The organism is Acinetobacter genomosp. 33YU, assembly GCF_001990725.1.
GTDB classification, from domain to species: domain Bacteria; phylum Pseudomonadota; class Gammaproteobacteria; order Pseudomonadales; family Moraxellaceae; genus Acinetobacter; species Acinetobacter seifertii.
In genome coordinates this window covers 1-24,476 of the sequence record NZ_LFZQ01000001.1, presented here as the reverse complement: position 1 = coordinate 24,476, position 24,476 = coordinate 1, and the positions used below count along the sequence as shown (strand labels likewise).

At 37.9% G+C, this 24,476-nt stretch carries 26 protein-coding genes, 1 tRNA gene and 1 pseudogene; 18 read left to right on the top strand and 10 right to left on the bottom strand.

The features are described 5' to 3' along the window. Positions 1-6 precede the first annotated feature (6 nt). Together AC056_RS00140 and AC056_RS00135 are read right to left on the bottom strand one after the other, a co-directional pair. Complete coding sequence (locus AC056_RS00140) at positions 7-1,044, bottom strand: DUF4747 family protein (protein ID WP_077162375.1); 1,038 nt, start codon at positions 1,042-1,044, stop codon at positions 7-9. A gap of 228 nt (positions 1,045-1,272) precedes the next feature. Beyond that, positions 1,273-1,359: transfer RNA gene (locus AC056_RS00135), tRNA-Leu, on the bottom strand. A 182-nt stretch (positions 1,360-1,541) separates the two neighbouring features. On the opposite strand from AC056_RS00135, the gene queA reads away from it, so the two are divergent. The 7 genes from queA to secF all read left to right on the top strand — a co-directional run bounded on the left by queA (position 1,542) and on the right by secF (position 9,147). Further along, positions 1,542-2,579, top strand: coding sequence for a tRNA preQ1(34) S-adenosylmethionine ribosyltransferase-isomerase QueA (gene queA / locus AC056_RS00130; protein WP_077162374.1), 1,038 nt, complete (start codon positions 1,542-1,544; stop codon positions 2,577-2,579). 153 nt (positions 2,580-2,732) lie between these two features. Beyond that, positions 2,733-3,761, top strand: coding sequence for a hypothetical protein (locus AC056_RS00125; protein WP_077162373.1), 1,029 nt, complete (start codon positions 2,733-2,735; stop codon positions 3,759-3,761). 84 nt (positions 3,762-3,845) lie between these two features. Then, positions 3,846-4,415, top strand: coding sequence for a LemA family protein (locus AC056_RS00120; RefSeq protein ID WP_004705661.1), 570 nt, complete (start codon positions 3,846-3,848; stop codon positions 4,413-4,415). 243 nt (positions 4,416-4,658) lie between these two features. Then, positions 4,659-5,792: a tRNA guanosine(34) transglycosylase Tgt gene (gene tgt / locus AC056_RS00115; RefSeq protein ID WP_002157357.1), complete on the top strand. Its 1,134-nt coding sequence runs from the start codon at positions 4,659-4,661 to the stop codon at positions 5,790-5,792. 98 nt (positions 5,793-5,890) lie between these two features. Then, positions 5,891-6,220 (top strand): preprotein translocase subunit YajC, encoded by a 330-nt coding sequence (gene yajC / locus AC056_RS00110; protein ID WP_000051669.1) that lies wholly within the window; start codon positions 5,891-5,893, stop codon positions 6,218-6,220. Between the two features lie 51 nt (positions 6,221-6,271). After that, positions 6,272-8,173: a protein translocase subunit SecD gene (secD, locus tag AC056_RS00105; protein WP_077162372.1), complete on the top strand. Its 1,902-nt coding sequence runs from the start codon at positions 6,272-6,274 to the stop codon at positions 8,171-8,173. Positions 8,174-8,181: 8 nt separating this feature from the next. Further along, the gene (gene secF / locus AC056_RS00100; RefSeq protein WP_077162371.1) at positions 8,182-9,147 is read left to right on the top strand and encodes a protein translocase subunit SecF; all 966 of its coding nucleotides are present in this window, start codon (positions 8,182-8,184) and stop codon (positions 9,145-9,147) included. Positions 9,148-9,209: 62 nt separating this feature from the next. Here secF and coaBC read toward each other — a convergent pair whose 3' ends face one another. After that, complete coding sequence (coaBC, locus tag AC056_RS00095; RefSeq protein WP_049063470.1) at positions 9,210-10,463, bottom strand: bifunctional phosphopantothenoylcysteine decarboxylase/phosphopantothenate--cysteine ligase CoaBC; 1,254 nt, start codon at positions 10,461-10,463, stop codon at positions 9,210-9,212. Between the two features lie 100 nt (positions 10,464-10,563). Between coaBC and radC the strand changes: the two genes are divergently transcribed. Together radC and AC056_RS00085 are read left to right on the top strand one after the other, a co-directional pair. Then, on the top strand, positions 10,564-11,283 hold the full coding sequence (gene radC, locus AC056_RS00090; RefSeq protein ID WP_077162370.1) for a RadC family protein: 720 nt from the start codon (positions 10,564-10,566) through the stop codon (positions 11,281-11,283). Between the two features lie 62 nt (positions 11,284-11,345). Then, positions 11,346-12,257, top strand: coding sequence for a bestrophin family protein (locus tag AC056_RS00085; protein WP_019457460.1), 912 nt, complete (start codon positions 11,346-11,348; stop codon positions 12,255-12,257). Between the two features lie 7 nt (positions 12,258-12,264). Here the strand turns inward: AC056_RS00085 and AC056_RS00080 are convergent, their stop codons facing one another. Beyond that, positions 12,265-13,116: a PHP domain-containing protein gene (locus tag AC056_RS00080; protein WP_077162369.1), complete on the bottom strand. Its 852-nt coding sequence runs from the start codon at positions 13,114-13,116 to the stop codon at positions 12,265-12,267. 44 nt (positions 13,117-13,160) lie between these two features. Here AC056_RS00080 and AC056_RS00075 point away from each other — a divergent pair, with 44 nt between their 5' ends. Genes AC056_RS00075 through mnmC form a run of 4 tightly spaced genes read left to right on the top strand, consistent with a single transcriptional unit; the run spans position 13,161 to position 16,491 of the window. After that, positions 13,161-13,775 carry a septation protein IspZ gene (locus AC056_RS00075; RefSeq protein WP_004705653.1) on the top strand — a complete coding sequence of 205 codons (615 nt, stop codon included), beginning with the start codon at positions 13,161-13,163 and terminating at the stop codon, positions 13,773-13,775. Positions 13,776-13,809: 34 nt separating this feature from the next. Further along, the gene (locus tag AC056_RS00070; protein ID WP_002051453.1) at positions 13,810-14,112 is read left to right on the top strand and encodes a YciI family protein; all 303 of its coding nucleotides are present in this window, start codon (positions 13,810-13,812) and stop codon (positions 14,110-14,112) included. Positions 14,113-14,116: 4 nt separating this feature from the next. Next, the gene (locus AC056_RS00065) at positions 14,117-14,596 is read left to right on the top strand and encodes a hypothetical protein (RefSeq protein ID WP_077162368.1); all 480 of its coding nucleotides are present in this window, start codon (positions 14,117-14,119) and stop codon (positions 14,594-14,596) included. Positions 14,597-14,619: 23 nt separating this feature from the next. Then, the gene (gene mnmC, locus AC056_RS00060; protein ID WP_077162367.1) at positions 14,620-16,491 is read left to right on the top strand and encodes an FAD-dependent 5-carboxymethylaminomethyl-2-thiouridine(34) oxidoreductase MnmC; all 1,872 of its coding nucleotides are present in this window, start codon (positions 14,620-14,622) and stop codon (positions 16,489-16,491) included. A gap of 52 nt (positions 16,492-16,543) precedes the next feature. On the opposite strand, the gene AC056_RS00055 is transcribed toward mnmC, so the two are convergent. Then, complete coding sequence (locus AC056_RS00055; RefSeq protein WP_019457454.1) at positions 16,544-16,858, bottom strand: rhodanese-like domain-containing protein; 315 nt, start codon at positions 16,856-16,858, stop codon at positions 16,544-16,546. A gap of 91 nt (positions 16,859-16,949) precedes the next feature. Here AC056_RS00055 and AC056_RS00050 point away from each other — a divergent pair, with 91 nt between their 5' ends. From AC056_RS00050 to AC056_RS00040, 3 genes are all read left to right on the top strand, one after another. Beyond that, positions 16,950-17,438 (top strand): YajQ family cyclic di-GMP-binding protein, encoded by a 489-nt coding sequence (locus AC056_RS00050; protein ID WP_002051423.1) that lies wholly within the window; start codon positions 16,950-16,952, stop codon positions 17,436-17,438. 35 nt (positions 17,439-17,473) lie between these two features. Next, complete coding sequence (locus tag AC056_RS00045; protein ID WP_049063462.1) at positions 17,474-17,968, top strand: DUF4442 domain-containing protein; 495 nt, start codon at positions 17,474-17,476, stop codon at positions 17,966-17,968. 75 nt (positions 17,969-18,043) lie between these two features. Further along, the gene (locus AC056_RS00040) at positions 18,044-18,550 is read left to right on the top strand and encodes an ester cyclase (RefSeq protein ID WP_004705646.1); all 507 of its coding nucleotides are present in this window, start codon (positions 18,044-18,046) and stop codon (positions 18,548-18,550) included. 49 nt (positions 18,551-18,599) lie between these two features. On the opposite strand, the gene AC056_RS00035 is transcribed toward AC056_RS00040, so the two are convergent. Genes AC056_RS00035 through AC056_RS00025 form a run of 3 tightly spaced genes read right to left on the bottom strand, consistent with a single transcriptional unit; the run spans position 18,600 to position 20,352 of the window. Next, the gene (locus AC056_RS00035; RefSeq protein ID WP_002051216.1) at positions 18,600-19,016 is read right to left on the bottom strand and encodes an acyl-CoA thioesterase; all 417 of its coding nucleotides are present in this window, start codon (positions 19,014-19,016) and stop codon (positions 18,600-18,602) included. A 1-nt stretch (position 19,017) separates the two neighbouring features. Further along, complete coding sequence (trxC, locus tag AC056_RS00030) at positions 19,018-19,455, bottom strand: thioredoxin TrxC (protein WP_002051446.1); 438 nt, start codon at positions 19,453-19,455, stop codon at positions 19,018-19,020. Further along, positions 19,456-20,352 carry an alpha/beta hydrolase gene (locus AC056_RS00025; protein WP_039253040.1) on the bottom strand — a complete coding sequence of 299 codons (897 nt, stop codon included), beginning with the start codon at positions 20,350-20,352 and terminating at the stop codon, positions 19,456-19,458. Between the two features lie 192 nt (positions 20,353-20,544). Here AC056_RS00025 and AC056_RS00020 point away from each other — a divergent pair, with 192 nt between their 5' ends. Then, positions 20,545-20,880 (top strand): TIGR01244 family sulfur transferase, encoded by a 336-nt coding sequence (locus AC056_RS00020; RefSeq protein ID WP_004705641.1) that lies wholly within the window; start codon positions 20,545-20,547, stop codon positions 20,878-20,880. Positions 20,881-21,170: 290 nt separating this feature from the next. Here the strand turns inward: AC056_RS00020 and AC056_RS00015 are convergent, their stop codons facing one another. After that, positions 21,171-22,655 carry an Ig-like domain-containing protein gene (locus AC056_RS00015; RefSeq protein WP_077162366.1) on the bottom strand — a complete coding sequence of 495 codons (1,485 nt, stop codon included), beginning with the start codon at positions 22,653-22,655 and terminating at the stop codon, positions 21,171-21,173. 147 nt (positions 22,656-22,802) lie between these two features. Between AC056_RS00015 and AC056_RS00010 the strand changes: the two genes are divergently transcribed. Beyond that, complete coding sequence (locus AC056_RS00010) at positions 22,803-24,176, top strand: dihydrolipoyl dehydrogenase (RefSeq protein WP_039253035.1); 1,374 nt, start codon at positions 22,803-22,805, stop codon at positions 24,174-24,176. A 55-nt stretch (positions 24,177-24,231) separates the two neighbouring features. Here AC056_RS00010 and AC056_RS00005 read toward each other — a convergent pair. Further along, a pseudogene (locus AC056_RS00005) lies at positions 24,232-24,369 on the bottom strand (DUF2007 domain-containing protein); the annotation flags it as partial. Between the last annotated feature and the right edge of the window lie 107 nt (positions 24,370-24,476).

The window sequence follows — 24,476 nt, the reverse complement described above, 5'->3', positions numbered from 1 at the left end:
CTAAAATTATATAACTTTTGAGGCAGGTTCATTTATGGTTGAAGGATGAATACTCTTAATAAAAGTATAACCTTGGTCATTCTGTGACTTATACTCTATGTAACCATATTTAGCAGCCAATACTATTTCATCCATAAGACCTTGAGTCAAGGATATAAACTCCCCTTCTCCTGATTCTACTATCTTTTGATATTTATAAATATTTTTCTTCACCATATTATCTAAAACCTCTTTCTCAAAGGTTGACAAACTATCGCCTTCTGGACGATTAATCACTAAATGCAATTTCAAAATTTTATTAACTTTAAAAATATCATCAAGTGTACCTATATCATTATTATTCGGACTTTTAACCTTTTCAAGTTTTAAAAACTGTTTAGCCTTCCATGGCTTTAAGAAAAAGCCCAGTAATATAAATGCTATTCCAATCGCAACAATTGACAATATAAATTGTAATCCAAAAAATACTGGTGGCAAATTATTAATATTTTCATTGGTTGTCCATAAAATATAAAAAACCCAGTATGTTGGAAAAAGAGAAGCTGCGATCAGACCAAAATATTGTACTGTTCCTATCCAATAAAGAACCTTAATACGATGATTGCTATATTCTTTCTTCAAAATATATTTTTTTAAATTTCTATCTTTAGTAAGACAAGATGAAGAAGCTTGAAAATATTGAATTGCTGCCTTTTTGTTTCTACAAGAAATAATATAACATAGCAAATCTATATCTGGATGTTTGAAATTTAAATATTTTTGAAGTTTCTCAACATTATTATGATATTGAATATCTTCTTTTATATAATTTATAGCTGGCTCATTCATAATATCTTCTTTATTTTTTATTTTATTAATTTCATTTTTAATTTTATATTCCAAAAATGCTCTAACCTCAGTAAGAAATCCTGATTTCGCTACAAAATAAATAGAAACAACTATTATTATAAAAACACCAATTAAACAAAGAAAAACAACACCGTAAGTATTACCAATCAATTTATTTACAATTATATTTAAATCCAACTCTGCATTAACACTCATGCCCTATACCTTTAAATTATCAGTAGTTTAAAACTTATTTTAATATTACTTTCATTCATCGCAATATTTTCAATTTCTCACTCACCATAAACCTCACTTATTAATAATTAATCTTAGATTTCTGTCTTTTTATATTTAAAGCATTATAAATTTTTATAAAAATATTTTAACAAAAAACCCCTAAGCCGTTAGCTTAGGGGTTTTCGTAGAATCTTACGATTCTGAATATGGTCCCGAGGGTCGGACTCGAACCGACACGTCATCTCTGACAGCGGATTTTGAGTCCGCCGCGTCTACCAATTTCACCACCTCGGGAGAGGAAGTATGTTTGTGTTGCGTATATTAGCGCGTTTGTAAAACTTGTCAAACCCTAAGTGAATATTATCGTTCACTTTTAGATCACTTAAACATTTTTCATGATTTAGACTATAAGCACAGCCATAAAAAAGCGAAAAAGTTTATACTAGGCCCAATTTTTGCGGTGTTTTTTCTCAAATATGCAACTGTCTGACTTTTCCTTTGAATTACCTGATGAACTTATTGCCCGTTACCCACTTGAATCACGTAGTGCTTCACGGTTATTGCACCTAGATTCAAAGGGTCAATATCACGATCACATGTTCACAGACATTATCGATCTGTTTGAAGAAGGTGATTTGTTAGTGCTGAATGACACCAAAGTCATGAAAGCTCGACTTAAAGGAAAACGCTCGACAGGCGGTGCGATTGAGATTTTGGTTGAGCGTATGTTGAACCACACCACTGCGTATTGTCATATCAAATCGAGTAACTCGCCTAAAGCTGGTGCCGAGCTTTATGTAGGTGCAGATAATATTCCTGTGATTGTGCGTGGCCGTCACGAAAACTTATTTGTCGTTGAATTTTCGCAGCCAATTTTGCCTGTACTTGAGCAATATGGTCAGTTACCTATTCCGCCTTACTTTAACCGTGAAGCAGAAGAAATTGACACTGAACGCTATCAAACGGTTTTCCATAACCCAGAAAAAATTGCCAGTGTGGCTGCACCAACAGCAAGCTTGCACTTTGACGAAGAGTTACTAGCAAAGTTAGAGCAAAAAAATGTTCAAAAATCTTTTGTGACTTTACACGTCGGTGCTGGCACATTTATGCCTGTTCGTACTGATGACATTACCAATCATGTCATGCATAGTGAATGGTGCGACGTTCCTCAAGAAACCATTGATTTAATTTTGGCGACTAAAGCGCGCGGCAATAAAGTAATTGCTATCGGTACAACCGCAACACGTGCCTTAGAAAGTGCAGCTCAAGCACACGGCGGAAAAATCGCAGCGTGGAATGGTGATACGCAAATCTTTATCTATCCGGGTTATGAATTCTGTATCGTAGATCGTTTAATTACTAACTTCCATTTACCTGAGTCTACCCTGCTCATGCTAGTTTCAGCATTGTCGAATCGAGACAACATTTTGGCTGCCTATGAACATGCAGTTAAAAGCCGCTATCGTTTCTTTAGCTATGGCGATGCAATGCTGATTGATAAGCTAGAAGTTTAAAATTTATAAATGGGTTAAACCTACTAAGTTAATTTTAGGTTTAACCCAGCCTCTATCATTAAAATAAAAATACTCTTGATATTTCTATTTATCTCTTTCAATTTAAAAGATAATCTAGAGTTAGCACTTTATGATAATCAACTCATTAATTTCATGCCAATTGATACCGTACAACAAGCACTCCATATAAGACGTAAAAAAAACACACAGGTCTTTCGTAATATTGCTCGACTTTGGGATGCGGGGCAAAAGTCACAAACAGATCAAGAGCTCTTAAACGCGTTACATCCATGGCGTGAAGATCATAACCTTCGTTTTGTAAATTTACTGCCTTATTTGTTAGGTATTTGCAGTATTACGACTTTATTATTTGGATACTTTTTTCATCCTCATATTCAATATATTTTAAGTCTCCTATGGGCATTTTTAACTGGTTTTCTGGCCTATTTGCTCTATGAACCGCAAAAACCTCTAAGCGAAGTCATTCACTATTTAGAGCAGCGTATGACTGCTTTACGTTATGGCTTACAGTTTCAACACTTACCAGCTTATCTTCCAATTCAAGCCCAACCCATTTTAGTCTTGAGCAGACTAAAACAATATTTCCCATTGTTTAATCGAGGCAATGAAGCAAATGAAATTACAGAGTTTGCTTCAGTGACATGGAATGATGGCATTACGGATCATCAAGTCCTGCTATTTAAATATCACTATGTAAATAACTTACCTATTCTTCAAGATCAGAACAGCGATAAAAAAATAGTAAAAGAGATTCATAAAGATTTATGGGGTGCTTTTATTTTTCAAATACCAGCCTTAGGTATTGCCGTAAGTAATCAACGTTCTCGCTTTTTTGCACCGTACTTAAGCGAATGGCAAAGTACTGACATTCTGATTAACCAAGAGCTCAATATTTTCGGTACTGACCAACACCAGTTAGCTAAAGAAATTAGCCCAAGTCTAACTTTAAAACTTCATGATTTTTTTCAACATTTTAAAGGTGATTTAATTTATCATCATGAAGAGCAAATATTATGTTATCTCGGTGAGCAAGATCTTTTTCAAACCACCAGCAAACGTAGTGAAATTCATGATATTCCAGCATTACGTGGACATTTACGTACCATGACCATGCCACAATATGAAAAATTTCAACAATTCATGCTTAATTTAATTAAATAAATCTCTCATAGTGCCGAACTAGCAACTTATAAAAAATAAGAAGTTAAAAGGCTCAATGAGGGAATAAAAATAAGTGGAGTAAAAATGAAAGGCTTATTCATTTTCTTGGGGATTTTCGTCGTACTGATTGCGTGGGGCATCCACATTCGTAACAACATAGTCCGTTATTTTAACGCGACCAAGCGCGCTTGGGCTGAGGTTGCAAATTTCGAACGCCAAAAAGTAAAAACACTTGAAGCACTAGAAAGCACACTAAATCAATATACTCAGTTTGAAAAATCGACTTTAGAAAAAGTGACTGCTTTACGTCAGCAAATTCTCAGTTTAAATGTCGATCATACTGATATTGCTCAATTACAGCAGATTGAAAAAATGAGCAAAGAGCTGATCCGTAGCTTAAATGTCGTGGTTGAAAATTATCCTGAATTAAAAGCAGATACGCTCTATAGCAAAATGATGGATGATATTCAGGAACAAAACGAAAATGTTGGCGCTGCTATCAGCATTTTTAACCGCAACGTCGAAGTATTTAACAACCAGATTGAAGTGTTCCCAAATAATCTGATTAATACAGTGACGTTATCTAAAAAAGCAATTCGTCCTTTCCGCGATAATTTGGCTACAGACAATTTTGACTACAAACCTAACTTTTAGTCTAAATAAAAAAATGGTCATTCAATCGGAAAATTGACCTATTTTATAGCCAGCTACATTTAGTAGTAGAACTACTTGGCAGAATCAAGGAAAATAGCCCTCTTATTTTTAGGGCTATTTGTGTTTTTAAATTGGTCTTCCTGTTTAAAAACTCATCATGTTATAGCCCTTATTTAGCAGCGAACTGTTTTTTCGCCCTTGCACTGCCCTACGGTATTGCTTGCTATTGTTCAGGATTTTTAGATGAAGTTTGAAAAATTAGGTCAGTCGGGTCGTGCTCGTCGTGGTCGTTTAACTTTAGAACATGGTGTTGTTGAAACACCTGTTTTTATGCCAGTGGGGACTTACGGTACAGTCAAAGGCATGTTGCCGCGTGATATCGAAGATATTCAGGCACAAATTATTTTAGGTAATACCTTCCATTTATATTTGCGTCCGGGCCTTGAAGTAATCAAGCAACACGGCGGATTGCACGACTTTATTAAATGGAATAAGCCAATTTTGACTGACTCTGGCGGCTTCCAAGTATTTAGTCTTGGCGCTATGCGTAAAATTAAGGAAGAGGGTGTTACTTTCCGCTCTCCGATCGATGGTTCAAAAGTATTTTTATCGCCTGAAATTTCAATGGAAATTCAGCATGTATTGAACTCTGACATCGTTATGATTTTTGATGAATGTACGCCGTATCCTGCGACACATGAAGAAGCACAAAAATCATTACAGCTTTCCTTGCGCTGGGCAAAGCGTTGTAAAACTCATCATCATGATGAACTTAAAAATAAGAATGCTTTATTCGGCATTATTCAAGGCGGTATGTATGAAGACTTACGTGATGAGTCTTTAAATGGCTTACTTGAAGTCGGCTTCGATGGCTATGCAATTGGTGGTTTATCTGTTGGTGAACCAAAAGAAGAGATGATCAAAGTTTTAGATTATCTTCCAAACAAAATGCCACAGGACAAACCACGTTACTTAATGGGCGTAGGTAAACCTGAAGATATCGTTGAAGCAGTGCGCCGCGGTGTAGATATGTTTGACTGCGTAATGCCAACACGTAATGCACGTAATGGTCATTATTTTGTCACTGATGGTCTGGTACGTATTCGTAATAGTAAATATCGCCATGACCAAGGCCCTCTTGACCCACACTGCGATTGCTACACATGTAAGAACTTTACCCGTGCTTATCTGTTCCATCTTGAAAAATGTGGAGAGATGTTAGCTTCTATGCTCGGTACCATTCATAACTTACGTTATTACCAACGTTTAACTGAAGGTATGCGTGATGCATTAGATAATGGCACTTTTGATGAATTTGTTCAGGACTTTTATGCCCGCCGCGGATTAGAAGTTCCACCTTGCCCTGTCGATGAATAAGCGAGATTTGCGCTCAACCGCAAGACAAGGTAAATTGCAAAACGAATTAGGATTATGTCAGGTATCTGACTCATATTTTTTAACTTTAGGAAATTAAAATGAGCTTGTTCATTTCTACTGCACATGCAGCTCCAGCAGCAGCCCAAAGCCCGGGTCTTTTGCCAAACATTTTGATGATTGTTGTATTCGTTGCAATCTTCTATTTCTTAATCTGGCGCCCTCAAGCAAAACGCGCAAAAGAACACCGTTCTTTAATCGAAAGCTTAGGTGTAGGTAGCGAAGTTGTTTTTGCTGGTGGTTTAATGGGCAAAGTAACCAAACTTGAAGGTGACTATGCGGTTGTTGAACTTAACCGTGGTGTAGAAGTAAAAATTCAGCGTGCCAGCGTAATTTCTGTATTACCTGAAGGCACTCTAAATAACCTTTAATCATAAAACAGTCGTGCTTTAGCACGGCTTTTTCATTTAAGAAGAAAGCGAATGCGTTACCCTGCATGGAAATATTTACTGATTCTGGTTGTTCTGGTAGTCAGTACATTATACGCACTGCCTAGTCTATATCCGGATGAGCCCGCAGTTCAAATTTCCGGTGCCAAAGCTGGCACCCAAATTGATCAAAGTGTGGTGCAAAAAGCAGAGCAAATTTTAAAAACAGCAAATATTGCGAGCCACGATAATACTTTTACAAATAATGCAGCTCTCTTGCGTGTCAGCTCTTCTGAAGCGCAGTTAAAAGCAAAAGAAGTATTACGTCGTGACTTAGGTGATCAATATGTTGTTGCCCTAAACCTTGCACCAACTACACCAGAATGGTTGCAAAAAATTGGGGCTAAACCAATGAAACTTGGTTTGGACTTACGTGGTGGTGTCCACTTCTTGCTAGAAGTAGATATGGACAAAGCCATTTCCCAACGTATGGAAACCTCTGCAACTGATTTGCGTCGTCAGTTCCGTGAAAACAAAATTAAATTTAACAACCTTGCGTTAAATAATAATGTGATCACTGTTCAATTTGCTGACAATGCTGATCGTGATGCAGCAATGGATTTTTTACGCCGTAATGGTAATGAATATACCCAACAGGCATTAGCGAGTACGACAGGTTCTACCTTAAAACTCACTTATACCGATGTACGCCGTCAAGAAATTCAGGCATATGCAGTCAATCAGAACTTAACAACACTACGTAACCGTATTAACGAACTTGGTGTTGCAGAAGCATTAGTACAAAGTCAGGGTAGCAACCGTATTGTCGTTGAATTACCGGGTGTTCAAGATACAGCAGAAGCTAAACGTGTTTTAGGCCGTACTGCTAACCTCGAATTCCGTTTGGTATCTGACTTAAATGATCAATATATTGACCCGTATACAGGTAAATATAACGGCCAACCGTTACCTCCGGGTACAGAAGTTTTTGCTTATCAATCTTTAGATAGCGGTCGTCAACTTTTGTTGCAACGTAACCGTATCTTGACTGGTGAACGTGTTCAAAATGCAAGTTCTGGCTTTAGCCAAGACTCTGGCGGTGCCGAAGTAAATATTACACTCGACAGTGCTGGTGGTAAGCTCATGTCAGATGCAACCCGTAATGCTGTTGGTAAACGCATGGCGGTATTGTTCATCGAAAACAAGCAAAAGATTACTTACGTTACAGATCCAAAAACTGGTGCTCAAACAGAAGTTCGTACGCCATATACCGAATCTGTCGTCATTAATGCTGCAACAGTTCAAGCTGTTTTAGGTTCAACTTTCCGTATTACTGGATTAAGTTCTCCTCAAGAAGCATCTGAACTTGCATTAATGCTTCGTGCTGGTGCTTTAGCTGCGCCAATGTACTTCGTTGAAGAACGTGTTGTTGGTCCAAGCCTTGGTCAAGAAAACATTGATAAAGGTGTACTTTCAACTCAAATCGGTTTCTTGCTTGTTGCAATCTGGATGGTCGTGTTCTTCCGCGTATTCGGTTTAATTGCGAACTTTGCGCTTGTTGTTAACTTGGCAATGATTTTAACCGTGATGTCTTGGATAGGGGCTTCCCTCACCTTACCAGGTATTGCTGGTATCGTTATTACCATTGGTATGGCTGTCGATGCCAACGTACTGATATGTGAGCGTATTCGAGAGGAAATGCTCTGGGGTGCCTCACCCAAGCAGGCCATTGTGGCAGGTTATGATCGAGCCTATAACACCATTTTTGACTCGAACTTAACCACGTTCCTCGTTGCATTCATTCTGTTTGCAATTGGTACGGGCCCAATTAAAGGTTTCGCCGTAACATTAATGATTGGTATTGTATGTTCGATGTTTACTGCAATTACAGTAACACGTGCAATCGTACAGCTCATTTATGGTAAACGCCGTAATTTGAAAAAGTTGAGCATTTAAGGAGATCTATGATGACTAAAGTGACTCAACAGCCTTCAAAACAATATGGTCGTCCGGATGATGCAAAAATCATCCCGTTCATGAAGATTGCTAAACCAGCAGCAATCTTCTCGATCCTTATTACTTTAGCGAGTATTTTCTTTATCGCGACTAAAGGTCTTAACTTAGGTTTGGACTTTACAGGTGGTGTTTCTGCCGAGCTTAACTACGCGCAACCAGCAAATCAGACTGAAGTTATTCAGGCTCTCGACAAAGCTGGTTTTAAAGATGCGGTTGTACAAACGCTAGGTAGTAATAAAGACTTACTCGTACGTATGCCGGTACAAGAAGTTAAGGTTGAAGATCTTAATAACGCGATTACCAAAGCTGTGCAATTACCAAATAACGCTGCCGAAGTTCATAAAGTGGATTCTGTAGGCGGTCAAGTGGGTAATGAGCTTTATGTACGTTCGGCTGGAGCGGTTGCTCTTGCGCTTATCTTAATGTTGATCTACGTGACCATTCGCTTTGAGTTTAAACTCGCGATGGGTGCTGTAATGTCTTTATTCCATGACATCATCATCATTATTGGTGCATTTGCATTATTCCAATGGCCATTTGACCTTACAGTTTTAGCTGCGGTACTTGCGGTGATTGGCTTCTCTCTTAACGATAACATCGTTGTTTCAGACCGTATCCGTGAAAACTTCCGTAAGATTCGCGGCGCGACTCCACGTGAAATCGTGGATATTGCTTTAACTGAGACTTTACGTCGTACAGTTCATACCTCAATGACCTTATTGCTTGTTGTACTTGCAATGATGTTCTTGGGCGGTGATGGCTTACACTGGTTCTCTGTTGCAATGTTTGTGGGTGTCTTTGTGGGTACTTACTCTTCGATTTATATCGGTACAGCATTTGCGTTGTGGCGTGGTCTTAACCGTCAAGACTTCATCGTTCAGGTTAAACCTGAATTTGAAGATGAAATTCCTTGATTGTCTAAATAAGCCTATAAAAAAACCGCGATTTATTCGCGGTTTTTTATTAAGCTCAAAATTTATTTACGGCGTAATGCATCCGAAATAGCTTCAACCAATTGTTGAGAAATTTCTTGCTTAGATGCTTTCTCTAACTCACGCTTTTTCATATGGTAACTTTCAGCAAAGAAAACAGTCATCGCATTTTCATCCGAAGCAAAACCAATATCAGCACGAGAAACATCGTTACACGCAATCATGTCTAGTTTTTTAGCAACCAGTTTACCTGCTGCATATTCTTCAACATTTTGCGTTTCGGCAGCAAAGCCCACCATAAATGGACGTTTTTCCTGAGCTGCAATGGTTGCCACAATATCCGGATTTTTCACAAGGGAAACATTCAGCTCATCCCCTGCTTTCTTAATCTTGTGCTCAGCGACTTCCGCAACGCGATAATCAGCTACTGCTGCTGTCGCAATAAAAATGTCGCAACCAGTCTCAAGTGAGTTCATGCTGACATCTAACATTTGACGTGCAGATGCAACATTGACACGTTGAACACCATTTGGTGTATCTAAACTTACAGGACCAGCAATTAAAGTGACTTTTGCACCTGCCGCATAACAAGCAGCCGCTAAAGCAAAGCCCATTTTTCCAGTACTATGGTTTGAAATATAACGAACCGGATCAATCGCTTCACGTGTTGGTCCAGCAGTAATCACAACTCGCTTACCAGCCAACAAACCAAATTTTTCAGCAATCGCACGTTGGGCTTGATGGAAATAACCAGCCACTTGACGGGCTATTTCTTCTGGTTCTGGCATACGGCCTAAACCGACATCACCACAAGCCTGTTCACCTGAATCCGGCATAATCACATGCACGCCATCTTCAACTAGCGTTTGCAAATTACGCTGTGTAGCTTTTGCAGCCCACATTTGCTGGTTCATCGCTGGAGCAACCCACACAGGTGCTTTAGTCGCTAAAAACAAAGTACTAAGTAAGTCATCTGCCAAACCATTAGCAAACTTAGCCAAGGTGTCACAGCTTGCAGGAGCAACCAGTAACAAATCAGCCCAACGAGCTAATTCAATATGGCCCATTCCAGCTTCAGCCTCAGGGTCTAAAAGCTCGGTATGTACAGGATTTCCAGAAAGAGCCTGAAACGTTAGAGGGGTAATAAATGCTTGAGCTCCGTGTGTCATCACAACCCGAACGTCAAAGCCATAATCTTTAAGACGACGGACCAAAATGGCACTCTTATAGGCAGCAATCCCACCTGTAACAGCTAAAACAATGTTTTTATGAGGAATAACACTTAAATCAAAGCTCACGAACAGGATACCTTACTGTTGCAGTGGCGCTCACAATAGCATTAAATACGCGCAGACCCAAGATTGATTGGGCAAACAAAATAAAATTTTAAGCAGAATATTGCTGGGGAATATGAATACTTCTATTAAAAATTGGCCAGAACAAGAACGGCCAAGAGAACGGTTATTACAACAAGGCCCACAAAGCCTCTCTGACTCTGAATTACTTGCGATCTTTCTTCGCTCAGGTTCACGTCAACATTCAGCAGTTGAACTCGCACGCTTACTGATTCAACAATTCGGAAGTCTGAATGCCGTTTTTGATGCATCTTTAAATGAATTGACTCAATTTAATGGTATTGGAGCCACCAAGTATTCGCAATTACTGGCCGTAAAAGAACTTGGACGGCGTTATCTCGATCATCACTTTCAGAAAAATAATCTTAGTCTTCACTCTTCTGATTTAGTTTTGGATTATTTGCGCTATGAATTAAAAGGTGAAAAACAAGAAGTCTTCGCAGTACTTTGCTTAGATGCTGAATTAAGAAAACTGCATTTTAAAAAATTATTTTTTGGATCAATTCAGCACTGTGCAGTCTCAGTGAATCAAACCTTACGTTATGCCTTACAACAACATGCTTGCCAACTGGTAATAGCACATAACCATCCTTTTGGTTCCGCTCAGCCTTCTCCTGAAGATATTAAACTTACACAGCAACTTCAGCAGGCTTGTCAGTTGGTTGAAATACCTTTACTGGATCATTTTATTATCTCACCAGAAGGTAGCTTTTCATTTGCTGAACAACAACTGCTCAACCCCATCCGAATAGCCGTTCAATGATATTGACAAAGCTTCACTAAGCTTAGAATATCAAAAACAAAAATAGCGACGTTTAAAATAAAATGATTGTTCGTGAACAGCCTGGTATTTTTAAAGTTTTATTCTCTTGGCGAGGGACGATATTACCAAAAATTCTACCCTCTTTAGGGGTACTCATGTTGATCTCGTCAATCATTGGTGGAGTTGAATATATCAATCTCTACCGTTTTCCAGAAATTCCTTTAGTTAGTTTTACCCTAATTGGCGTTGTCATTTCTATTTTTTTAGGTTTTAAAAATACTGCATGTTATGACCGTTGGTGGGAAGCGCGCAAACTATGGGGTGTCCTGATCGCGACTTCACGTCATTTTGATCGTGACTGCCGTATTTTAACTCAGGCTCGCCGCGAACGTGTCATTCACCATGTTATTGTTTTTGCAAATGTATTACGTGACCGTTTACGCCGCCAAACAGCCAACCCAACTGAGTTAATTCAAACTAGTGGCATGAGTCAACAAGCATTAACCCAGTTATATCAACAAAATAACGCGCCACAATATACGCTTAGCCTTATTCAGTGGGAATTATTACAAGCGCTTAAAGAAGGCGAAATCTCAGATATTATTTATGCTCAAATGAATAAGAATGTTGCAGATTTAAGTGTGGTACAGACTGGCTGTGACCGTATTGCAAATACGCCTATACCTTTTGCCTATTCAGTTTTGCTCAACCGCACTGTTTACTTTTTCTGTTTTATGCTGCCATTTAGTTTGGGTTCTTTGCTTGGATTAGCTACACCTTTACTGGTTGGAATTTTGGCATATACATTTTTAGGTCTAGATGCCCTAAGCTCTGAAATTGAAGAGCCTTTTGGTACTCAAAGTAATGATTTACCTTTAGATGCAATGGTACGTAATATCGAAATTGAACTCTTAGGAACGCTGGGGAAACCAACACCTCCTCCAATTCAAGCTCAAGATAACAACTTGCTCTAGAGCTGTATTAGAGAAAACGCTCCCAAATCCCCTGCTGGTCACTTTTTGGTTTAGGGGTATTACCTAATTTAATCCATGGCATATTTTCACCATGAAAATCACTGCCAATTGAAACAGCCAAATGATGCTGATCAATCATACGATCAATCATTTGGCGAGTAGATAATGGATCTACAGGAGGCGGCAACTCCACAGCGTCTCCACCACAACTGGCAAATAACTCAATCAGATACCGCGTATTGGTTGCCGACAAATCATAACGAGTTGGATGAGCTAAAACTGCCAAACCCTTACTATTATGAATGACCTCTATTGTTTCTTTTAAGCCCAATCCTTCAAACTTTACAAAGGCGCGCTTACCTTCTTTTAAAAAACGATCAAAAGCTTGTTGAGGACGACTCACCACATTCTTTTCAACCAAGGTTTTGGCAATGTGGGTTCTGGTAATACGGTCTGGTTGATTTTCAACTTTATCAAGCACATCTTGGTAAATATCAAAACCAATACACTTTTTTAATAGTTCACAAATAACTTCAGCCCTTTGTGCTCTAATTCTTTTTTGTTGTTCTAATGCTTCCAAAATTGGTGCTTCATCCTGCATGTTCAAAGCCACAATATGTACACCATAGCTTGTTTTTGTACTTGGTCTAGACCATTGGCTTGAAATTTCCACACCAGAAATAATTTGTAAATCATAAGCTTGTGCAGCATTTTTCGCACGTTGCAAGCCGTCCATTGTGTCGTGATCCGTGAGTGCTAAAGTATTCAACTTCACATCCACAGCAGCTTGCACCAACAATTCCGGAGACAAAGTTCCATCAGAAATATTGCTATGTGTATGTAAATCTATGCCTTGCATCTTTTATACTATGCCATTCACCAAACCTGATCAGATACTCTAACATGAAAGCACTTCTGGACTTTGTTCCATTAATTATTTTCTTCTATTTATATAAAACTGTTGATCCTGCAAATGCTCATCACCCGTTGCTTAAACTGATCGGTTCCGCTGGCGGTGTAAATAACAATAATATTCTTGTCGCAACAACAGGCTTAATTATTTCAATGCTTGTGGTATATGGCGCCTTATTTATTTTCCAAAAATTCCGTCTAGATAAACAACAATGGTTTGTATTGTTTATGACCGTTATTTTTGGTGGTATTACGCTCATGTTAAGCGATGATTTTTATATTCGTTTAAAAGCTGCAATTTTGAACTTGGTATTTGCTGGTGCTTTCTTGGTTTCACCTTGGTTTGGTAAAGAACGTAAGCCGCTTATTAAACGATTATTTGACCCGATTTTAGACCTAAGTGAAAAAGCTTGGAAAAACTTAAATTTTGCTTGGGCTGCAATGTTTGTCGTCATGTCTGGTTTACATATTTTCTTCGCGTTTTTATTTCACGGCGGAAAATATTGGGGCGAATTTACCGCATTTGGTGACATGATCGTCATGTTTTCATTTATCATTATTCAGTTCATTATTTTACGTAAACATTTTAAGTCACCAGAAGCTTAATGTTATTTCGGTTTGATTATAGAGATACGATGACATGCCTTTTTTTGTTCTAAGCTGTACCGATAACGAAGGAACTCTAGAGAAACGTTTAGCAGTTCGCCCTCAACACATCGAACGTTTACAAAAGCTTGATGATGAAGGTCGTCTTGTTGCCGCTGGAGCTATGCCTAAAGATCCGAATGACCCTCAGGCTGGTTTTTATGGCAGTACCATGATCGTAGAGTTTGATAGCCGTGAAGCTTTAGATGAATGGTTAAAAGAAGAACCATTCTTGAAAGAAGGTATCTATAGCCATATTGATGTCAAACCGTTTAATAAAGCATTTCCAAAAGGGTAAACGCATGCAGCTTGCAACCAAAAGCTTTCTTGGCTTGTGTTTGATCTGTTCAACTGCTGGCGCAGTTGAACCTGCTGCGACACCAGCAACACCAACAACTGCACCTTCAACTCAGGCGGCCAAACCAGCACCTACTTCTGCAACTGTAGCTAAACCTGCGGCTACCACGACGGCAGCCACAACACAGCCGCTTACAGCAGAACAAATCGCAAAGAATAAGCAGCAGCAAGATGCAAAAATCAAAGCTTTAGTTCAAGATCAAGCATCTCGCCTTAAACAGCTAGAACATGCAAACCTTGAAGCACTTGCACAAAACCAAGAGTTACAGCTTAAAAATGATAACTTGTCTGTTCAGGTACAAGTTTTACAGAGCGAACGTAGCGCACAAATGTTTCTATATGGTGCGGTAACTCTAGCGGGTGGCGTACTCCTTGGTTTCTTTATCGCTAGTTATATTCATACAAAACGTCGTCGTCAGTGGTAAACCTGAGCGACTTATTAAACCGAATGAACAAATCAAATCGTATACAAACTGCTGAGCTGGATTGGGTATCTATTGATGGTATTGAGGTGCCCATTTCCAAACAATTTGGTGATGTCTATTTTTCTAAAGATAATGGTCTACTTGAAACAAGACATGTATTTTTAAATGGCAATGACCTATCAGAAAGATTAGCCAATTTACAAGACTTTGAATATTTTAGTGTAGGAGAAACCGGTTTTGGAACTGGTTTAAATATTCTTGCACTTTGGCAACTTTGGCAACAGGTTCGCCCCAATAACCACAGTCATTTACATGCAATTAGTGTAGAAAAATTTCCATTAAGTAAAACAGACCTCATTCGTGCTCTGAATGTATGGGATGAACTTAAACCGCTCGCTAAACAACTTATTGAACAATATCCATTACCTCTGGCTGGCTGCCATCGTTTAAGTTTTCCCGAGGAACGTTTTAGCATTGACCTATGGTTAGGAGATGCGCAAGATATTTTTCCAAGTATGGTAAAAACGAAAGCAGTGAATGCTTGGTTCCTAGATGGTTTTGCACCTTCGTGCAATCCAGACATGTGGGAACAAAACGTTTTAAACAATATTGTTCGTCTTTCTGACTATGGCACTACCTTTGCCTCATTTAGTGTAGCGGGTGTTCTCAAACGTGGGCTAAAAGCTCATGGTATTGATATTTCACGTCCACGCGGCTTCGGGCATAAACGTGAAATGCTTAAAGCAGTGTGGAAAGCACCGTTAAGTGAAGACACAGCACTAGAACCAGATAACCATACTTTCAATTTTAAACAGCAGCATATTGCCGTTATTGGCGCAGGAATTGCTGGTTTAAGCACAGCATGGGCTTTTGCTGAGCGTGGGCACCAAGTTACCCTATTCGAGCGTACAGCGCCTTTATCAGGAGCTTCTGGCAACCCTCTAGCATTGCTCAACCCAAAGCTCTGCCCAATTGAACAAAGTCATGAGCATCTAATGACTTTAAGCTGGCAACATGCGCTGAATTTCTATAAAAACTTTCAGGCATTTCGCCCAATTCAAATACAGCAAATGGCATTAAAAAATGCCCAAGATCTTCTCGATCTTGCTGATCAATATCATGCTGATATTGTTACGCATCAAACAAGCTCACTTGAATCAGACTATCCCCATATTGTATTAAATGAGGCTGGAGCAGTTTCTCCACACCAGTTACGTGATGAAATTTTGCAGCATTCAGGTATTGAATTAAAAATTGCTAATATCACGGCACTCACATCTTTTGACAATACAGTTCAATTAAAGACTAATAATGATGTTATTGCAGAGGCAGATCATGTTGTGGTCTGCTGTGCCCGAGAAAGTGCCGCTTTATTTGAGAACTACCCGCCTTTAAAGCCAATACGTGGACAAGTGAGCTGGGTTAATAACTCATTTGCACCTCTACCTTTGCATGAAGCATATAGCTATGGTGGCTACTGCATGCAGCTTGACTCATCTCAACTCATTTTAGGGGCATCTTTCTATCCGAACCGAGAAGATCAAGATGTACTTAGCGACGACCATGTGCATAACTTTGAATTAATCCACAGCATCTTCCCTACTTATGCAAAACAATTGCCACCTGTAGAACAATGGCAAGGTCGAGCAGCGGTTCGGGCCCAAAGCCCAGATTATTTCCCTGTGATAGGTAAAATGCAGAGTGAAAGTCGTATTTCAACTTTTGCAGGGTTAGGATCAAAAGGTTTTCTATTTGCACCGCTTTGCAGTGAAGTACTTGTCGCCCAAATTTTAGGAGAGACTTGTCCTGTCCCGGAAAGTCTATTACAGAAATTAAGTACTCGACGCTTTCAAAAGAAAGTTAAACCAAAGAAACCTTATTTTAAATCTCAATAGTACGCTTGAGAAAATTTAGTTCCAATAAAAAAGCACCCGAAGGTGCTTTTTTTTATGCGCCCTGCTCTAGAGGTAAACCTGCATCACGAGCTGCACGCGTCCCCCCCATCAGCACGACATATTCACGCGAGGCATCTAAGTCTTCTAGTTTCTCAGCTGCACGAGGAGCTTTGCTACCACCACCACATAAAATATAAATCGGCTGATCCGCAGCGACTTGGCTCAAAATATCAGCATTTAAATCATTAATCGGGCGACTTATCGCACCTTTAACATGCCCTTCTGCATAAGCACTTGAATCACGGACATCCCAGATAACAGCATTTTCTGGGAACTCAAATGTTGTAATTTCTTGTTTACGGATCATTGTGCACTCCTTTGATGTAAACAACACTTGGCAAATGAAGAAAACCCTCTTAGCATCTCAAATATTCTTTCACTTTGTAAAGGTCTAAACCATGCCTTCTTTCGATATTGTTTCTGAATTAGAGTTATTTGAAGTTAATCATGCCGTTCAAAACACACAAAAAGAGATTGCAACACGCTTTGACTTCCGTGGTCACGATGTTTCTATCGAACTAAACGAAAAAAATAAAGAGATTAAAATCAGCACTGAAAGCGATTTCCAGTGTGAACAAGTTTATAACATGTTAGAAAACCATTTTTATAAACGTAAAATTGATGTGCAAGCACTAGATCCGCAAAAAGCTGCTGCTTCAGGTAAAAATTTTGTACAAGTCATTAAACTTAAAGATGGCCTTGACTCTGATACAGCAAAAAAAATTAATAAAGCCATTAAAGAAAGCGGCGTTAAAGTGCAATCTTCTATTCAAGGCGACAAAATCCGTGTAACCGATAAAAAACGTGACACTTTACAACAAGTCATGACTTTTTTACGTGAACAACAATTTGGTGTGCCATTACAGTTTAATAACTTTAAAGATTAATATCTTTTAGTGACATTCAAAGTTAAGGTAATCCCATGTCTCAATCCAATCGACTATTAAAACTGGTAAAAGCAACTTCAAAATTTCCTAAAGGTGTTCGAAGTACGCTTTGGAGCAAGGCATTTGGCCGTATTGTGCCAATGGTGGGTACAGCCAATATTCGCTATCTAGAAGTAGATGTAAACCATGTGACTGTTCGCTTAGAAAACCAGAAAAACATGCAGAACCATATTAAAGGTGTTCATGCTGCTGCAATGGCACTTTTAGCAGAGACTGCAACAGGTTTTTTAACGGGTTTACATATTCCTGATAACCGTATTTTATTAATCAAATCATTACATGTTGATTATTTAAAAGTGGTTGAAGGTGGTTTAACAGCAACGGCTACGCTCTCTATCGAACAGCAAAAATATATTGCTGATCATGAAAAAGGCGAACTTGTCATTCCTGTTACTGTCATTGATGATGCAGGCAACGAACCAATCCAATGCCAAATGCTCTGGGCATGGTTACCTAAACGTAAGAAATGATAACTAATTTAAAATATTTTTAGATTGTTATTTACCTCAAGATATAAAACTACAAATTTATATCTTGAGGTCACAATGAAAAGAACACTGATTCTATCCTCGTTATTTACCAGTTTTATATTTACAGCAGTGGCTACTCAAGCTGCCGAACCTACAAACAAAACCAGTAAAATTATTCAAACTAAAACTGAAGCAGCAGATAAAATAAGCGCCCAGAATAAAAAAATCGTAACCGATTTCTATGAAGGTGTCTTTTTAAAACATCAAGTTAAAGAATATGCCGACCGTTATATTGGTCATGAATATATACAACATAACCCTAATGTTCCTGATGGGAAAGCACCATTCGTTAATTTCTTTACTGAGAAATTCCAGAAAAATCCACAAGCAAAAAATGAAATTAAGCGTGCAATCGCAGAAGGCAACTTGGTTGTTTTACATGTCCATTCTACTGAAAACGAAAAAGATCGAGGCAGAGCAATTGTTGATATTTTCCGGGTAGAAAATGGAAAAATCGTAGAGCATTGGGATGTGATACAAAACATTCCAGAGCAAAGTAAAAACTCTAATACAATGTTTTAGTGACAAAAATTAAAGCCTGAATACTGATATTCAGGCTTTATAATACGTTTTATTGAGTTTCTAAAAACTTTTGTTTCGCCTCTTCTGGAATTTGGCGCTTGTTACCTTTTACATCAACAGCGACAAAAGTGAAGACCCCTTCGGTAATACGAATTGGAGCACGAGAATCATCATGACTATCCCAAACTTCAATTTGCATTTGAATAGAGGTATTACCCACTTTTAAGATTTTGGTATAGCAGCTAATCACAAAGCCTACTTTTACCGGAACCAAAAAGGTCATCTGATTAATGGAAATCGTAGCACAACGTCCACGACTAAAGCGTTCCGCGTGAATTGCTCCAGCCAAGTCCATTTGTGACACGATCCACCCACCAAACACATCACCACTCCAGTTTGTATCTGCTGGCATGGCAATCGTTTGTAAGGATAAAATTCCTTCTGGTTTGGTATAAGCTTCTGACACCTTAGCTCCCGAAATTTGTTTGAAGTTGTTGATCTAACCACTGTTGCAATTCAGGCGCGCGTAATGCACCGCTCATTCGAGCAACCTCTGTGGTTTTATTCATTAATACAAGGGTAGGAATACTTCTCACATTAAATGCTTGGCTTAAGCGAGGAGACTCTTCGGTATTAATCTTGGCAAAAATGACACGTGGATTCTGTTTTGCAACTTGTGCAAAATGTGGCGCCATCATTTTACAAGGTCCACACCATTCTGCCCATAAATCTATCAAAATAGGCAGATCACTATTTGTGATGTAGTTACTAAAGTTTTGTTCATTTAACTCAATCGGTGCAAGCGGAAGTAATGGCTGATGGCATTGGCCACAACTCGGTTGCGCGCTAAGTTTTTCCTCTGGCACTCTATTTTTTGCACCACACGATGCACATACAATAATCATTTACATCACTCCTATATGCTGATGTAAAAATTCTAATTGGGTCGTCACTGCTTTTTCAAACCATGAGCCATGATAAATATCAAAATGTTTCATATCCCATTCATGATAACTCACAAAAGGTGCAATATTAGTCGCAGCTTCACGACTCGACTCAATCGGGATCAAAGAATCATGCTGAGCAGCAATAAATAAAACGGGAATATTAATCTGACGTACGAGTTGAATTGGACGGTAACGCATCAAATTAAAAAAGACACGTGCTGGTACTTCGCCACTCCAATAATAATCTGGATTTACAATCGACAAATACCCATAGTAACTATCTGCTGTTGGCATAAAACATAATTTAAGTTGATCAACAACAGGTAATCTCTTTGGATTAAGACCCATTTTTGAACCCATATAATCTTGGCTCGATAGCTTCAAAGCTTGTGGGTAACGCTGTAAGGGATATAGTTTTGCAGTTTCTGCACCATCTACATATGGAATTTGTACCATAATGGCCTGAATATTTTTCAGTTCAGAAGCTAGACTTAAAGCATATCCTCCACTTAAAGATGTGCCCCACAAAACAATTCTTCGATTATCTATTAATTTACAGGTAGACGCGTATTGAATAATGGTCTTCCAGTCTTCAAGTTGAGAATTGATAGAAATCATCTCTCTTGGCTTACCTGTACTCCCTCCCCAATATCGATAATCAAATAAAATAACGGCATAGCCTGCCTGAGCAAAACGCTGGGCATATTGGATAAGCTTGAATTGACGTAATCCGGCAAAACCATGTGCCATGATAATTACCGCGGATTTATTATTTGTTTTTGGAATATAAAAGTCAGCTGCGATCATTTCCTGATCACATGGAACATATAAAGGCTCAACCGTATAAGCGTGCATATGTGCTCCGTGGCATTATGGTCGAAGTAATGAATTTACAAAAAACATCCTGATCGCCTTTTAAAAATCTATAGCTGTTCTTTTACATAATTTTTATCTATGTAGGAACAACGTTTTAGTGTCTTGTATCTCAGGTTAAGCTTAATGCTATGATACAGCATAAGAGGTTTTATTAAATTTTGGAGTGACGAAATGTCAGATAATGTTGGTTTCGCAGGTCAAATTGGTCCAGAACATGTGGAGCAAGTTGTAGAAAAAGGATTTAAATCTATTATAAATAACCGTCCTGACATGGAAGGCGGTCCAGAGCAACCAACAAGTGCTCAAATTGAAGAAGCAGCACGTCAAGCAGGTCTAGATTACGTTTACCAACCTGTAGTTGCAGGTCAAATTACTGAGCTTGATGTCCGTACTTTTGCAAATCACTATAATGAACTTCCAAAACCTGTACTTATGTTCTGCCGTACAGGAAACCGTTCAAACAATCTTTATCAATTAGCCAAACAAATGGATTTGTTAGACGATTAATTCTTTGAATACAATTATTAAAGGCTCTATTTTCGAGTAAAAATAGAGCCTTTTTTTAATAAAAGAATATATATAACTGCATCAATTCAACAGATATATCACTACCTTTCAACTAAAATATTCAAATCACTTTAAATTTTTCAGTTTTATTATGAATAAACTTATATTCTTACTGGTAAGTTGTCTCATTCTTAGTGCATGCTCATCTATGCAAGTTCGACCTACAGTCGGTGTAAGTATGGGTACACACCTTTAAAAAAGAAGCAGCTTAAATGCTGCTTCTTTTTATATTAATTACCATTTGAACAGTTTAGATCTGTTCCATATGGGCTTAATATATTCGGAGCAATAAGATCACTTACAGTAACATCTTTATTTAAATAACCTAAAGTCAAAGATGTAGATCCTTTAAGCAAACTTCCCGAAACTGTAGATTTAGCAGTTAACTGAACAGTTAACCAAGATGCATAAATTTTAGGGTATTGAATCTTAAGATCAAAACGACCATTTCCATCTGTTGTGTATTTATTATTAGTTGCAGCAGTACCTGCACTATTAATATAAGATACAACTTGGACTGTAGAATTTTCTTTAAGCGGCTTTAATTGATTAATAACCTCACCGTTAACATTTACAGCTTGAACTGGTGACGTACAAGCAACTCTAGAAACTGGTAAATATTCATCTGGCTTACCATCTGCAGGAGTAGATGTGTCAACAAAAGCAAATTGCCCCTTATAATAAGCAAGTGCATTAACGCCCATTGTTACATCTTGATTTGGTATTGGCTTACCGTCAACATCAGTTACTTGTACTGAGATATTTTTATAGTAGTAAACTCCATCACTCGAGTCTTCCATTGTTGTCGGATTGTATGCTACAGAAATAGCACCTACTGCTACCGGTACATCAGAATTAACAACATCGAGTTTATACGTATAAACTTTTGTTGATTGACCAAAATTAGCTTCTAAAACAAGATCATCTGCCACAAATTGTGCAGCACTATATAATGAAGATCTTTGATTTTCATTAAAAGATAAAGTATAACTGATCTGACCATTTGCATCAGTTCGAGTCGCATTTGGTGTAAATCTAACTCCATTTGAAACTGAATTTGTGACCTTAAGGGTGATCGCTTGGTTTGCTAAAGTTGCACCATTTGCATCTACAGCTGTTAATGTAACAGTTGTTTGATCACCTCTAACATTTAGAGAGGTTTTTGTAGCATCAAACAATACAATACTCGTAGTATCAGCTTCAGCAGTACTATTACTACCCGTTACAGTTACAGTTTGCTCTTGAGTAAGGCTACCATTATTCGTAGATGCTGTTAATTTAAAACCATTTTTCACCAAATCATTTATTGAGCTCGATGTTTTTGGTGTTTTTATAATGTATACAGCGTTACCTGCGGCATCTGTAGTTTGGACCGATGTTCCTTCTATAATTACATTATTTGTTGGATCATCTATGTTCAAAGTAACTTTAGCGCCAGCAATGCCACCTTTATTTGCATCTAAAGCTCTAACGGTCACAGTTAAAGTATCATTCGTTGCCGCAACTGATAGTTTATCTAGTTCTATCTTTAAAGCTGTAGCATTTGCTACTTGCTGCGATCCGCTATTATCACTTCCAGATGAGGAGTTACTGCTATTTGATGAACCATTCTGATAATAGCCATCGCCACCACCCCCACCACAACTTGCTAACATAATTGATACAGCAATAGCCGACAACTTCAAGGTAAGTTGTTTTTTATACATACTTTTCATTTCCCCAATCTTTCCTAAAGGTATAAGATTTTTTAATTATTTATATTATTAGTGTAATCATATTCGCCACACTCTGTAAACATAAATTACATTGTGTTTTATTATGTAAATTATTAAATGCAAAATTCATAAATATTGGGATTTATAATGTTCGATATTATTATCATTGGTGCAGGTACGGCCGGTATTAGCGCTTATAAAGAAGCAGTGAAATACACAAACAATATTTTAATTATAAATGATGGGCCATGGGATACCACTTGCGCACGTGTAGGGTGTATGCCAAGTAAAGTTTTAATCTCTACAGCAAATCGTATGTATGACATACAAAATGCTCAAGAAGTTGGATTGAGTGCTTCAGTAGATATCAATACTGACCAAGTTATGCAACATGTACAAACTCTACGTAACCGTTTTACAAAAGCTACCCTAAAAGATATAGAACAATGGCCGACTGAACATAGAATTTCAGGTAAAGCACGTTTCATTGATTCAAAAACTATTGAAGTGAATGGTAAACAATACCAATCAAAAAGCTTTATTCTGGCGGTTGGTTCCACTCCTAATTATGATCAAAAATGGAAACAAGAATTAGGTGATCGCCTTATTACTACAGACCAAATATTTGAATTAGACACTCTACCTAAATCTATTGCCGTTATTGGAAGTGGAGTAATTGCCCTAGAGATTGCCCAAGCCATGCATCGCTTGGGTGTAGAAACAACTATATTTGCTCGTAGTAAAAGAATTGGAATATTTACTAGCTCTAAATTACAGCAACTTGCTCAAGAAGAACTAGGGAAAGAATTAAAGATTTTATTTGAGACATTACCGACCGAAGTAAAGTCTACTTCTGGTGGTGTTATATTAAATTATAAAGTTGACGAAAAAGAATATTCAATTAAAACTGACTATGTTTTATCTGCAACAGGTCGTTCAAGCCTACTTGATACCCTAAAGCTAGATAATATTGATAAATCTTTTATTGATATTAAGTTGTTACCCATAGATGCAAAGACAAAACAGTTAGATAAGTATCCAATTTTTATTGTAGGAGATGCTTATACTTCAACACCCTTACAACATGAAGCAGCGCATGAAGGGAAAAAAGTTGTTTATAACTGTTTGAATTATCCACAAGTTAATCCAGTTAAGACCCTCACTCCATTAGGAATAGTATTCAGTCATCCAGAAATGGCAATTGTAGGGCAAAGTTATAAGCAGCTAAAAGATAATGGAGTAGAGTTTGTTACGGGCGAAGTTTCTTATGAAAGACAAGGAAGAGCTATTGTTCTCGGAAAAAATAAAGGTGCTATTGAAGTTTATATAGAACGAGAAACTCAAAAACTACTTGGCGCCGAGTTATTTACAGAAGCAACAGAACATATGGCTCATCTATTAAGCTGGATCATTGGTGAAGAATTAACTTTAAATGACATTTTAGAAAAACCTTTTTATCATCCCACTCTCGAAGAGGGTCTGCGCACTGCTCTAAAACATGCACGTAGACAGTTAAAATAATACATTTAGAAGAGCTTTCTTAATTTTAAAGTTAGCTCTTATTCATTTCTCATTAAGCATTTGAATAAAACCAGTCCATATTAATTGTATGTTCATTTTCAATACGAGCAGGGATTCCAAAAGCCTCTAATTGAGTTTTTGCAATTTGTGCCTCATACGGAAACGAAAAAGTTTTAACTAAGATCCATTGCATATTAAATTTATAATAAGGTGAATAGTTTCAGAATAGCTTTATTTCTTTATAAATTGAATTAAATTTAATCTCTAAAGGATTAGGAGTTAACTTTCCGCTTTTCTTCC